Raw genomic sequence first — 12,694 nt, forward strand, 5'->3', positions numbered from 1 at the left:
CTGGGGGGTCTCAGCCTTCACGCATCTCCCACAGAAGCCTGTCACCCTTCCGTTCCAATCAACTTCTCTCTTTTAAATTACAAAAGCTAAAAGCAACAGTCTTTAAAAAATGAGCCTATCAAGCAGAGCCTAATTTATATCTCAAAAATTTCAACGATAAAAAGACAGTGCGAAAAAACACACTGTCTTTAAATTTAATCATTATGCGTATGAATGTAGTCCAGCAATGATTAGATTTACTGCAACTAAGTTAAACATGATAATTGCAAATCCAATAACAGCTAGCCATGCTGATTTTTCGCCTGTCCAATTTCGATTAAATCGTAAATGTAAGTAGGCAGCATAGAATAACCATGTAATAAGCGCCCAATCCTCTTTCGGGTCCCAGCTCCAAAATTTAGTCCATGCAATTTGAGCCCAAATCATCGCAAAAATTAATCCACCAAGCGTAAATACTGGGAAACCAATTGCAACAGATCGATAGCCAATTTCATCCATTAAGTCATCATCAACTTTTTGAACGAAAGGTTGTAAAAACGCACCAATTCTCTTTCTAATGATTAATCGGATTAATCCATATAAAACAGCACCAGCAAAAATTGACCAAATAACAGAATTTAATTTTTTTGCATTTATAACGGCAGGAACTTCGAAAGGTGCTTCAAGTTTATCTTTTGTCAATAATTCACCTTTGTGTGGTGCAACTAATGATGGTAAATTATAAACTGCTTTTTGTTCCATACCGTTTTTATCAATCCATTTATAATCTGCCTCATAGCCACTAACGCTAAATGCAGTTGAAATAATGACAAATCCAATAACTGTTACAAGAAAATATAAAACAGCTTCTAACCAAAATGTTTTTTTATTACTAACCTTTTGATCAATATTTTTGATTAAATAAATTAATCCAACAATAAAACTAACTGCAAGAATAGCTTCTCCTAATGCTGCCGTTGTTACATGAATCTGTAACCAGTAGCTTTTTAAAGAAGGTACAAGTGGCTTAATTTCACGCGGGAACACACTAGCATAAGCAATAATAATAATTGCAATCGGAAGTGCAAATAAGCCCAAAATATTTAATCGATAGATAAAGTAGATTAGTATGAATGCACCAATAATCATCATTCCAAAAAATGTTACAAATTCGAACATGTTATTTACTGGTGCTTGTCCTGCAGCAATCCATCTAGTTACAAAATATCCAACATTTGATATAAAACCAATGATTGTTATTGTAATACCAATCATAGCTGATTTATTTTTTCCTTCTTTTTGACTCTTTATTGCACCACCGAAAAAGAATGTTGCTATTAAATATGTAATAAATGAAAAGAATAAAAGATTACTACTAATTTGATACATGTTCTCCCCCCGTTTTTATACTATTTTTAGCAAGAACTTGATCTTCGGGCATTAATATATCTGTATCGTTAAAGATTTTCTTTAGTTCTTGTTTAAATCCATAATAATTTTTATTTGTAAAACCAGCTACCCATATTTCCCCATTTTGACGCTGAATCCAAATTCTTCTATGATACCAATACATCCCTTGAATTAAACCAATCATAAAGATTGCCCCGCCAATACTTAGTACCCATAACGTATAGTCTTTATTAACAGATAATCCAGTCGAATTTTTTGTTTCTAGACCAGCAAAGGCCATTTTGTATTTATTCTGACCATTCGGTTCAATATTCTGTTTAATCGCAACAAAAGCAACTTCCCCTTGTGGTGTTTCAGGTGTTGTCATTTTAAAAACGAAGGCTGGATTATTCGGATTTTTAGTTCTTGTATCAGGCTCTCCTGCTTTATTAAAATAAAAATCAGGAAAATAGCTTTTCAATTCTATTTTATAGCCTGGTTTTATTTGATAGATTGCTTTTGGATTTAATAAATCCACTTTAATCGGACCAAATAGTTCACCAGTTTTTTTATTCATAAGGTCAAAAGAAAACGCCGTCATTTCATTCAAGCGATAATCAACTTGATATAATGAAATTCCATTAAATTGTAGAGGCTCATTTACTTTAATACTGTAATCTTTTACTTTTTTAAGTTTTGGATCTACACCAGGTATTGGATTTCCTACTCTTTTATACAGAGTCACGTTAGCTTGATAATTTTTAGGTATTCGATCATTTCCAATTCGTTCGATTGATTTTCTAAAGATTTTATTTTCTGTTTTTACATCATAGGTTTCAAAAATAAATTTATGTAATTGAACATAATAGCTACCGTTTGATCCAGGGACTTCTTTAGTTTGCCCTTCTTGTACCCACATTGCCTTATCCATGTACATACCAGGCACATAACGTAGGAGAACTCCAAATAAAAAAATAATTAATCCTATGTGGTTAACATATGGGCCCCAACGGGAGAATCTACCTTTTTCTGCAAGTAAATTACCATTTTCTTCTCTTACTTTATATTTCTTTTTTTCTAGTCTTTCTTTAACTACTTTTAGTTGCTCTTCTTCATTTGTAACAGAAGAAATGTTAAACAACCGTTGTCTTTTTAAGAAGTTTGGATGTCTTGTAACTCTTTGATTTTTTAAAGCACGATAAAGAGGGATAATACGATCTAAACTACAGATTACAAGTGAAACACCAATTGAAGAGATTAATAACATGAACCACCAAGATTGAAATGTGTTGTCTAATCCAAGCCAATCATAAATTTGTCCAAATATTCCATAATTATCTTTGTAAAAAGTATCCGGATTGGCAGTTGGTGGCAATAAGTCTCTCTGAGGAAAAATAGTACCTAAAGCTGAAGCTATTAATGTAATAAGAATAATAACAATTGCAATTTTAACGGATGAAAAAAAGTTCCATATTTTGTCTATAATCGTTTTATTTTTTACGATTGAACGCCTTGCAGTACCTTCATATTTCATATCTAGTAAATTACTATTTTCATCTTGTGGTTTTCCACATGACTCACATATTACCGTTCCAATAGGGTTCATGTGCCCACATTCACATTTGAAATTTTCCATATCGTTTCCCCTTAGTTCACTAATTTGGTAATATTTCTTTTACGTATTCTCTAAAGTTCTCCTCTGTCATTTCACCAATTGCAATACGTTTAATTTTCCCATTTGGAGAAACGAAGAATGTTGTAGGTAAAGGACCAACTCCATACAAATCTATTAAATTTTGATCTTTATCTATTCCTACAGGGAATGTTAAACCATAGTCGGAAACAAATTTGCTTACTGCAAATGGAGATTCATTTGCATCTAATGCTAATAACTGAATCCCTTTATCTTTATATTCTTGATATACTTTATTGATAAAAGGCATTTCATGCTTGCAAGGATCACACCATGAACCCCAAAAATTGATAACAACGCCTTTTCCCTTTTGATCTGATAAAGTATAAGTTTTCTTTGTATTTATATCTTTCATTTCAAAATTAATAGCGTTATCATTAACTGCGATAACTTCATCTTTTTTGAAAAAATTTATGTAAAATGTATATCCTATCGCAGCAATCAAAATCGCTAAAATTGCTGTACGGACTACTAATCTATTTTTTTTCATAAATTTCCCCTCCCATTGCATAATATAACATCAATTCCTATTCTTGGATAGAAATTTGATATAGTTAAGAATAAAAAGAATATTCTGATTACAATTTGTGTTTAACGTAATTTAACTTTTCTATTAATGTATAAATGCTATTGATTTGTTACTTTGGATACCCTTTCCTATTCAGAAAAATATTATATTCATAAGAAATGAAGTTCCTCTTCTTCTAAAGTATTTTAGTATGTGTAAGTTGATTTCCACTCCAGGATGCTCGCTTTCCTAGGGGCGTGAGCTGAGCCTCCTCGTCGCAATCGCTCCTGTGGGGTCTCAGCCTTCCCGCTATTCCCACAGGAGTCGAGCACCCTTCCGTTCCAATCAACTTCTGTCTTTTAATTTACAAAACCTAGAAGCAACAATCTTAAAAAAGACCCAAAATTAATAATCTCAAAAGCAATAATCTTTTAAAATAGAGACATCAATGCTAATAAAATTCTCACCATGACGTATGAATATAAGGAATTCATCCTATAATGATTGTCTTTTAAGTTGTTATTTTCAGGTAATCAAATATAAAAACTTTTTTATTAATCTCAAAAATCTTTGCCCTGTTTTTTTCTAAACAATAAAAAAAATTGTTAGCTAAACTGGCCAACAATTTTTTCTACTATTATCTATGTTTTGTTGAAGCTAATGCACGAAGTTGCTTCACCTCATGTGGAGAAAGCTCTCTTGCATCTCCTGAACGTAATCCAGATAAATCTAAAAATGCATAACGCTCACGTTTTAATTTTAATACTGGAGTTCCGATTGCTTCTAGCATTCGTTTTACTTGACGATTACGACCTTCATGAATAATTAAGCGAACAATTGCAGTGTTTTTCTTATTATCCATTGACATAATCTTTACCTGTGCAGGAGCAGTTTTACCATCTTCTAGTTGAATACCACGTTCAAGTTTTCTTATAGCTTCTTTCGTAGGAATCCCTTTAACTTTCGCGATATACTCTTTATTAATTTCATATTTAGGATGTTGAAGTAAATTTGAAAATTCTCCATCATTTGTTAATAGAATAATACCAGATGTATCGTAATCTAAACGACCAATCGGATAAATACGTTGTTTGATCATTGGAAAAAAGTCTGTTACAACTTTTCGACCTTTATCATCACTAACGCTTGAAATTACGCCAGACGGTTTATATAAAATGAAATAAATTGGCTCTTCTTTATCAATCGGAATTTCATCTACTTCAACTTGATCATTTCCACTAACTTTTACCCCAAGCTCAGTAACAACTTTACCGTTAACTTTCACACGACCTTCTTTTATTAATTCTTCAGCTTTTCGACGAGATGCAATCCCTGCATTCGCAATTACTTTCTGTAAACGTTCCATTCTACTGTATTCACCTCTTCAACCATCATACAGATATCTAATACGGAATACAAGCCTAATCACAATTCAAATCAAATGTTAGACAATATTTTAATAATCGAAATTTTACACCAAAATAAAAGCTAATGAAAAGAACACTTTCCAGTCATTATTAAAGTTCTCAACAAATTTAATTTAAATCTCAATAATTAGATTATTCCCTGTACTTCTAGCATCAATACCAAGTTGTAGTTTTTTTCTTAGTTAATAAATTTTTAGTGTGTTTTTTACTCACCAATTACATAAATATTTTCTATCTATCATCTATGTAATAGTCTAATTTTATATTATTTTCATATTCTATTAGTAGAAATAGTAGAAAAGAGGAAAATAGTTGAACTACACAATTCGGTATCAGAAAAAATACGAAAACACTAGGAAAGTAAGGCCTGGAGAAATAGTAATCACAATGGAAAAGGAACAAATTTTCTTAGTTGCTTTAGAAGAAGACGAAGAAGAGTTTCCTTATGTCTTAATTAATCTTTCAAATGCAAGGTTAGTACAAAATTATGAAGATATTCCAACAATTGAACAAATAGAATCATGGATTGGTGAAGTCAAAATTGTAGCTCCGAGTAACAAATTAACACTTCATTTAAATTTTTCATAAAACTAAGAAATACATAATCAATTCTTCTAATGGGATGAATTGTCATATCAGATAATAAGGGGACTGAAAAATGGACTACTCATTTGGCACTTTGATAAAATATAAAGCCATTGGCAATTTCAAATTAGGTGACGTTTTTTTCACAGATGATGAACCATCATCAGCTTACAAAATTATTTATGACTCTACTGAAACAAAGTATCCTTATATATTACTATGTTTAGATAATGCAATTTCAATTCAAAGTTTTGATGAACTTCCAACACTTGAAGATATAGAAGAAAATATTGGAAAAGTAAAATTTACAGTACCTAGCGAAAATCTATTATTAGTTGTTCGATAAACAGGCATCCATAAGTGGTATCCTTCCCTATTAATATGAAATAAAAAGAAAACGAGGAAAGTCCGACATGAAAATCGGCATTTTCCTCGTTTTTAAGTTAGTTCTTATTTCTAATTAATTCCTGTTGTATTACTCGGACTGAATAAAAGTTGATTGGATCAAAAAATAACTCTGGGTTCGATTTCATTTCACCTAATGTAGTTGAATATTGATGGATTGAATTTCTTGTTTCATCAACTAGTTCATGTAAATAGTGGTAAGGACTTCTTAAGAATAGTAGAATATCTCTTTGTAAAGACTTCTCAAACATCTCATATTGTAAAAAGAATTTACTAATAATCGTAGATGATACTTCGTCATAATTTATACCGTCAATATGTTTTTGATACTGAGCAACTTGTGAAGCCTTAGAAAATAAACCGAATAAACCACCAGTGCTCTTTAAGATAAACTGAGATGGTGATGATTGAATTAAAATATCAATTTCTTCAAGCTGAACTAAACTTGTCATTCTGTCAACATCTCGACGCCAATCTTCAAGTAACTTCATATCCCCTTCTAAAACTAATCGTTCTTCTCGCATATATTCATTTATTGAATGACAAATTTCAATTATGAATTCTTGAGTGCTATCTAATATAACCCCTGAATTACCAATCCATTGTAAAAGAGAAGCATTTAATTTCGGAAGGATTGTTTCTTCTAAATAACGATGAATTCTTACATTCATTTCATGATTTATATCTTCAAGAATAGTAGAAAAATCACTATCTTCTTTTACCATCGCCTGGCATTCACGAAGAATCCCTGGAATTCCAAGTTTTAATTCATACATAATTTCAACTTTCATATCAGAATAAGCATTAGAAATTTTTTGAATGTGGTCCATTTCACGATCTTTTAACGTGTGAAGTTGACTATTAAGATTTTGGTCTAAAACTTCATTCCATTCTTTTAAAGAAAGAAGTTCGTTTTCTTTTTCAATTCGAGTTTCAATTAATAAGTTAATAATATTTTTACTATCAACAAGGTATTGATCCGCATTTTTGTTTGTATTCATGAATGAATCATTCAAATCTACATTTTGTCTCATAGCCCAATCAAGTAAGGAAACATATAAAAATTTAAGTTCCTCAATGTTATTAGGTGAGTTTTGAATATGTTGATAAAGCTCTTGTGCATCATTTACTAGCGTTGATTCTAAGCTTGATGGAAACTGTTCATTCCACGCTAAAGTTGATGTCGCTGCGAATATTGCACTTTTTCCATCTGTAATTCGTAACCAGTTTGCTAAGAAATTCGGTAACATTTCTTTTATATCTTCAACTAAGTATCTTCCTTCAATTAAAGTTAGATATGTATTTTCATAAAGCGAAGGTAAGATTCCCCATTCCATACCAGTTTCAACATTAATTTGGAATAATGTTTGGTTAAATGTATCTAACCATGAAATATAAACCTCTTCTTGTTCATAACTATTCCAAAGCGCTTCTACCATTTCTTCAAATTGCGTATAATCTACTCTTGCTAATGAGATAAGCGTTTCTACAAAATAGGTAGGAGCCCATTCTATTGTCCATCCATTACGAATATAACTAGTTAATGTTCTATACCAACTTAACTCTTCCGTTCTAATTGATTCATTAACTGCTAGTTCAATAGCACTTTTAAAATCTTCTTGTTCTTCATAAAATTCACGTGCAAAATTGGTTACACTTGGATAATCCGGATTAAATTTAACCGCTTCTTTAATCACCTGATCTGCTAATCCATTCTTATTTTGCTCACCAAATAAAGAAAATAATTGTAAAAAGATCTCCGATTTTAAAGTAGGACTCTCTGGTTTAATAGATTTATAAGTTTCTTCTGCTACAGAATAAATTTTTTGTTCAAAATATGCATCTGCGATATTTTTTGTCGCCCAATCTTTTAGCTCATTATTTACTTTTGTCCATTTAAAAATAGCCGTCTCGTAATCATTATTCTCAAAATAAACTTCACCTTGAGCAAAACGGATTGAGGATTCATCTAATTCTTCCTCGGGTTGTAATAGTAAATTTGCTAATCTTAAAATAGGATGCTCTTGTAATTCATTTTGTGTCCCAAAATTTTTGTAGAAATTCTTTTGTATTAATTGTTTTTCAAATGTCATGCTGTCCACCTACTATGTATGAGTAATTTTCTATCAAATTAAGAAAATTAGATTACTTTTCCTTAATTGCCTGTCATACTATTTTACCAAAAAAACAACTTTAATTCACGAAGGTTATATGACATTTTTACAACAAAATGGTATTAATTATTAAATTATTTCTATATTTTTGTTACATATTCCTTATTTAACATAATTTGATCAATTTAAAACAAAACTTTATTACTATAAAAATAGACTCATTCATGGAAAAACTTCCATAAATGAGTCTTACTATTAAATTTACTTCATTACTTCAATTACATCATTTAACTTTGTTACTATTTAAAAATGCGACAAGAAGTATAGATAAAGTAGTGACATTCTACTTTATCTATACTTTTTTCAAAATAGTATCCTCTTTAGTTTAATCTTAGAAAAATCCTAGCTTATTAGGTGAATAACTTACTAATAAATTTTTCGTATTTTGATAATGATCAAGCATCATTTTATGATTTTCACGGCCAATACCTGAATTTTTATATCCTCCGAAAGCAGCATGTGCTGGGTAAGCATGATAGTTATTGACCCACACACGACCTGCTTCAAGGTTTCTTCCAAATCGATATGCCGTATCCATATCACGAGTCCATACACCCGCACCTAATCCATAGGAAGTATCATTCGCAATTTGTAGCGCTTCTTCCTTCGTTTTAAATGTAGTAACAGATAAAACAGGTCCAAAAATTTCTTCTTGGAAAATACGCATATCATTACTTCCTTTGAATACTGTTGGTTTTACATAGTACCCATTACGAAGTTCTCCATCAAGTTCATTTCGTCCACCACCGATTAATACTTCAGCACCTTCACCTTTCCCTATTTCGATATAGGATAAGATCTTATTCAATTGTTCAGCTGAAGCTTGAGATCCTATCATTGTTTCAGGATCTAGAGGATTTCCTTGTTTAATGGCAGCAACACGTTTAATAGCTTTTTCCATGAATTCATCATAAATTGATTCATGAATAAGTGCACGAGATGGGCATGTACATACTTCTCCTTGATTTAAAGAAAACATTGTAAACCCTTCAAGTGCTTTATCAAAAAATACTTCATCCCCTACTATATCCTCAAAAAAGATATTCGGAGATTTCCCTCCTAGTTCAAGTGTGACAGGAATTAAATTTTTAGATGCATATTGCATAATTAAACGGCCCGTTGTTGTTTCACCAGTAAACGCAATTTTTGCGATTCGATTACTTGAAGCTAGTGGTTTACCTGCTTCTAAGCCAAATCCATTTACTACATTCACAACTCCAGGTGGAATTAAATCCTGAATTAATTCCATTAACACTAATACAGAAGTTGGCGTTTGTTCTGCAGGTTTAAGGACTACACAGTTTCCAGCTGCAAGTGCTGGAGCTAATTTCCAAACAGCCATTAATATCGGGAAATTCCAAGGAATGATTTGTCCTACTACTCCAAGTGGTTCTTTATAATGATAAGAAACTGTATCTCCATCAATTTCTCCAAGTGATCCTTCTTGAGATCGAATACATCCAGCAAAATAACGGAAATGATCAATTGCTAACGGAATATCGGCTGCTAACGTTTCACGGACTGGTTTTCCATTTTCCCAAGTTTCTGCTATAGCTAATAGCTCTTTATTTTCTTCCATTCGATCTGCAATTTTATTTAACAAAATAGAGCGTTCTGTAACAGACATTCTTCCCCATTTGTCTTTTGCTGTATGTGCTGCATCTAATGCTAAATTAATATCTTCTTCTGATGAACGGGCAACCTCACAAAAAATTTGTCCAGTTACAGGTGTAACATTGTTAAAATATTCACCACGGACTGGTGATACCCATTCTCCACCAATGAAATTATCATATCTCTTTTTGAAAGTAATCAGAGAATCCTTTTGACCTGGTGATGCATAAACCATTTAACATTCCTCCTCCTAAGCTTGTCTCTTTATATTTCTATGTAAGCGGATACAATCTTAGAATAGGAAAGATGGTTTTTATTTTTTGGGGCTGTTTTTATATACATTATTGCTATTTTAGTATGTGTAAGTTGATTTCCACTCCAGGATGCTCGCTTTCCTAGGTGCGTGAGCTGAGCACCCTTCCATTCCAATCAACTTCTGTCTTTTAAATTACAAACCTAAAAACAACAATCTTAAAAATTAGAGCCTTTATTTTAAAGGCTGTTTTCGTAAATAGTTGATTGGAACTTAGGGTTGCTCATTTTCAACAATACAAAAGAGATCCAACAAAAAAAGCAAGAAAACGCCATTAAAAGACATCTTCTTGCTTTTTAACACTTTGATTTATGCAAAAACACTTGCTAGTTTTTCATCACTTTGAGAAATCCAGTAATGTAACCATTTTTTAGCTCCTTCAAGATCGTGTAACTTTGCTTGACCGCACTGTAATTCAGTTGCGGCAGGTACTTCCTCTGCTTGAACTGCTAATTCCGCTGTATTACGTAGAAGATTAATAACTTCTTGAATAGAAGGTTCACCGGCAATGATTAAGTAGAAGCCTGTTTGGCATCCCATTGGTGATAGGTCAATAATTTTAAAAGGCTCATTTGATGGCACTGCTTCACGAACATTAAGAGCTAATAAATGTTCTAATGTGTGAATTGTTGCAGGTTGTAATGCTTGTTTATTTGGCTGACAAAAACGAATATCATATTTCGTTACAACTCCGTCTGTACCGATTTGATGTGTTCCACAATGACGGATATAAGGTGCAACTACCTTTGTATGATCTAGTTCAAAACTTTCTACTGATGGCATATTTATTTCCTCCTATTTCTCTCTCACTATTTTTTGATAGCTTCTACAATCCAAACAAAGTCATTATATTGTTCAAATGAAACATCAAATCCATTTGTCTCAAATATGTTTTTCATTACAGAAATTTGAGGGTAATACTCTCTGTTTAAATCATCTCTTAATTCAATAAAACCAAGGCGATCAGCTTTATTGATTTCATTTTGAAATGATTCTTTGCTAGCAAACATTGTATCTGCAAAGATGATCTTTCCACCTGATTTTAACAAGTTACTATACTGCCCCACTGCTGCCATTTTTTCATCATCAGTTAAGTGGTGAAATACATAAGAACTTACAATACTATTTATTTCTTCATCAGGTAATGGATAAGTCATTAAATCTCCATCGTGAATTGGAAACTGTTCACCTAATTTTTTTTGAGCAATAGCTCTCATCTCAGGTGAAGGTTCTACAGCAAATACTTGTTTGTACTCATCTAACAGCATTTTTGTTAAATTTCCAGTTCCTATCCCAAATTCCAAAACCGCGTCCCCACTACGTTTTACAATTTCTTGCAGGATTTCATCATATCTACGAAATACTTCTTTATATTGCTCATCATGTCCTTTAACAAATGAATCGTACTCATCTGCCCAACCAGTAAATACATCTAGAAATTCTCTCCCCATCATTTCTCACCCTTGATGCTAAAATTTTAATGCAGTGTGTAAATCTTCAATTAAATCCTCAATATCTTCTAATCCAACTGATAATCGAATTAGTTCATCTGAAATACCAGATTCTAAGCGTTTTTCTCTTGGTATAGATGCATGAGTCATTTTAGAAGGAATTCCAACTAAACTTTCAACTGCTCCTAAGCTTTCTGCAAGTGTAAACCATTTCAGTTTGCTTACAAATACTTCAGGATCCAATCCTTCTTTTAATTCAAATGAAAGCATACCGCCAAATCCACTACTTTGTTTTTTTGCAATCTCATGATTAGGATGGTTTTCAAGTCCTGGATAAAAAACTTTCTTAACATTTGGATGTTCACTTAAAAATTGAACAATTTCTCGTGTATTACGTTCATGCTCTTCCATACGAACTCCTAATGTTTTGATCCCACGTTGTAAAAGCCAGCTATCATTTGGTCCTAATACGCCACCAATTGAATTTTGGTAAAATGCTATTTGCTCTGCTAACTCTTCACTATTCGTAACAACTACTCCAGCAACTACATCACTATGACCGCCTAAGTATTTTGTTGCACTATGAACAACAATGTCTGCACCTAGATCTAAAGGTTGTTGCCAATAAGGTGTGGCAAATGTATTATCAACAATTGTCATAAGTCCGTTTTCTTTTGCGATTTTTGAGATTGCTTCAATATCCGTAATTTGCAACAGTGGATTACTTGGTGTTTCAATATGAATGGCCTTTGTGTTTGGTGTGATTGCATCTTTTACTGAATTTAGATCACTAGTATCTACAAACGTAGCTTCAATTCCTACATTCGCAAGTACTTTTGTTAGAAGTCTGTAAGTACCACCATATACATCATTTCCAACAACAATATGATCACCGCTTCTTAATAGGCTGAAAACGGTATGGATAGCTGCCATACCTGATCCAAATGCAAATCCCGCTACACCATTTTCTAAATCCTTCATTAATTCTTCAAGCGCAAAACGTGTTGGATTGCCGGTTCTTGAATATTCATATCCACGATGTTTACCAACAGCATCTTGCCCATACGTACTAACTTGGTATATCGGAACACTGACCGCACCAGTTGCTTCATCTTTACTAATTCCTCCATGAATTAACGCTGTTTTTTTCTTCATT

The 12,694-nt window shown here is 32.3% G+C and carries 11 protein-coding genes; 2 read left to right on the plus strand and 9 right to left on the minus strand.

Annotated elements, in window-relative coordinates:
- Nucleotides 1-201 precede the first annotated feature (201 nt).
- From ccsB to rluB, 4 genes are all read right to left on the minus strand, one after another.
- Nucleotides 202-1,368, minus strand: a complete 1,167-nt coding sequence (ccsB, locus tag J5Y03_RS03540; RefSeq protein ID WP_209402594.1) for a c-type cytochrome biogenesis protein CcsB — start codon at nucleotides 1,366-1,368, stop codon at nucleotides 202-204.
- Nucleotides 1,355-3,004, minus strand: coding sequence for a cytochrome c biogenesis protein ResB (gene resB / locus J5Y03_RS03545; RefSeq protein WP_209402596.1), 1,650 nt, complete (start codon nucleotides 3,002-3,004; stop codon nucleotides 1,355-1,357). The genes ccsB and resB overlap by 14 nt, the downstream gene beginning before the upstream one ends.
- Before the next feature lie 19 nt (nucleotides 3,005-3,023).
- Complete coding sequence (gene resA / locus J5Y03_RS03550; protein ID WP_209402598.1) at nucleotides 3,024-3,551, minus strand: thiol-disulfide oxidoreductase ResA; 528 nt, start codon at nucleotides 3,549-3,551, stop codon at nucleotides 3,024-3,026.
- Nucleotides 3,552-4,206: 655 nt separating this feature from the next.
- Nucleotides 4,207-4,935: a 23S rRNA pseudouridine(2605) synthase RluB gene (gene rluB / locus J5Y03_RS03555; protein WP_209402600.1), complete on the minus strand. Its 729-nt coding sequence runs from the start codon at nucleotides 4,933-4,935 to the stop codon at nucleotides 4,207-4,209.
- A gap of 448 nt (nucleotides 4,936-5,383) precedes the next feature.
- Between rluB and J5Y03_RS03560 the strand changes: the two genes are divergently transcribed.
- Nucleotides 5,384-5,584: a hypothetical protein gene (locus J5Y03_RS03560; protein ID WP_209402602.1), complete on the plus strand. Its 201-nt coding sequence runs from the start codon at nucleotides 5,384-5,386 to the stop codon at nucleotides 5,582-5,584.
- A gap of 70 nt (nucleotides 5,585-5,654) precedes the next feature.
- The gene (locus tag J5Y03_RS03565; protein WP_209402604.1) at nucleotides 5,655-5,927 is read left to right on the plus strand and encodes a hypothetical protein; all 273 of its coding nucleotides are present in this window, start codon (nucleotides 5,655-5,657) and stop codon (nucleotides 5,925-5,927) included.
- A 97-nt stretch (nucleotides 5,928-6,024) separates the two neighbouring features.
- On the opposite strand, the gene J5Y03_RS03570 is transcribed toward J5Y03_RS03565, so the two are convergent.
- From J5Y03_RS03570 to J5Y03_RS03590, 5 genes are all read right to left on the minus strand, one after another.
- Entirely contained in the window at nucleotides 6,025-8,079 is a 2,055-nt protein-coding gene (locus tag J5Y03_RS03570; RefSeq protein WP_209402606.1) for a tetratricopeptide repeat protein, read from the minus strand.
- Between the two features lie 412 nt (nucleotides 8,080-8,491).
- Nucleotides 8,492-10,009: an acetaldehyde dehydrogenase ExaC gene (gene exaC / locus J5Y03_RS03575; RefSeq protein ID WP_209402608.1), complete on the minus strand. Its 1,518-nt coding sequence runs from the start codon at nucleotides 10,007-10,009 to the stop codon at nucleotides 8,492-8,494.
- 387 nt (nucleotides 10,010-10,396) lie between these two features.
- Entirely contained in the window at nucleotides 10,397-10,870 is a 474-nt protein-coding gene (locus J5Y03_RS03580; RefSeq protein ID WP_209402610.1) for an S-ribosylhomocysteine lyase, read from the minus strand.
- Nucleotides 10,871-10,896: 26 nt separating this feature from the next.
- Nucleotides 10,897-11,538: a class I SAM-dependent methyltransferase gene (locus J5Y03_RS03585; protein WP_209402612.1), complete on the minus strand. Its 642-nt coding sequence runs from the start codon at nucleotides 11,536-11,538 to the stop codon at nucleotides 10,897-10,899.
- A gap of 18 nt (nucleotides 11,539-11,556) precedes the next feature.
- The gene (locus tag J5Y03_RS03590) at nucleotides 11,557-12,693 is read right to left on the minus strand and encodes a bifunctional cystathionine gamma-lyase/homocysteine desulfhydrase (RefSeq protein ID WP_209402614.1); all 1,137 of its coding nucleotides are present in this window, start codon (nucleotides 12,691-12,693) and stop codon (nucleotides 11,557-11,559) included.
- Between the last annotated feature and the right edge of the window lies 1 nt (nucleotide 12,694).

It is taken from the genome of Gottfriedia endophytica (genome assembly GCF_017814275.1).
GTDB lineage: Bacteria > Bacillota > Bacilli > Bacillales > Bacillaceae_G > Gottfriedia > Gottfriedia endophytica.

What these genes read in the sequence shown, in the direction of transcription:
- ccsB (WP_209402594.1), bottom strand. Translation starts at nt 1,368, where the DNA reads ATGTATCAAATTAGTAGTAATCTTTTATTCTTTTCATTTATTACATAT.
- resB (WP_209402596.1), bottom strand. Translation starts at nt 3,004, where the DNA reads ATGGAAAATTTCAAATGTGAATGTGGGCACATGAACCCTATTGGAACG.
- resA (WP_209402598.1), bottom strand. Translation starts at nt 3,551, where the DNA reads ATGAAAAAAAATAGATTAGTAGTCCGTACAGCAATTTTAGCGATTTTG.
- rluB (WP_209402600.1), bottom strand. Translation starts at nt 4,935, where the DNA reads ATGGAACGTTTACAGAAAGTAATTGCGAATGCAGGGATTGCATCTCGT.
- J5Y03_RS03560 (WP_209402602.1), top strand. Translation starts at nt 5,384, where the DNA reads ATGGAAAAGGAACAAATTTTCTTAGTTGCTTTAGAAGAAGACGAAGAA.
- J5Y03_RS03565 (WP_209402604.1), top strand. Translation starts at nt 5,655, where the DNA reads ATGGACTACTCATTTGGCACTTTGATAAAATATAAAGCCATTGGCAAT.
- J5Y03_RS03570 (WP_209402606.1), bottom strand. Translation starts at nt 8,079, where the DNA reads ATGACATTTGAAAAACAATTAATACAAAAGAATTTCTACAAAAATTTT.
- exaC (WP_209402608.1), bottom strand. Translation starts at nt 10,009, where the DNA reads ATGGTTTATGCATCACCAGGTCAAAAGGATTCTCTGATTACTTTCAAA.
- J5Y03_RS03580 (WP_209402610.1), bottom strand. Translation starts at nt 10,870, where the DNA reads ATGCCATCAGTAGAAAGTTTTGAACTAGATCATACAAAGGTAGTTGCA.
- J5Y03_RS03585 (WP_209402612.1), bottom strand. Translation starts at nt 11,538, where the DNA reads ATGGGGAGAGAATTTCTAGATGTATTTACTGGTTGGGCAGATGAGTAC.
- J5Y03_RS03590 (WP_209402614.1), bottom strand. Translation starts at nt 12,693, where the DNA reads ATGAAGAAAAAAACAGCGTTAATTCATGGAGGAATTAGTAAAGATGAA.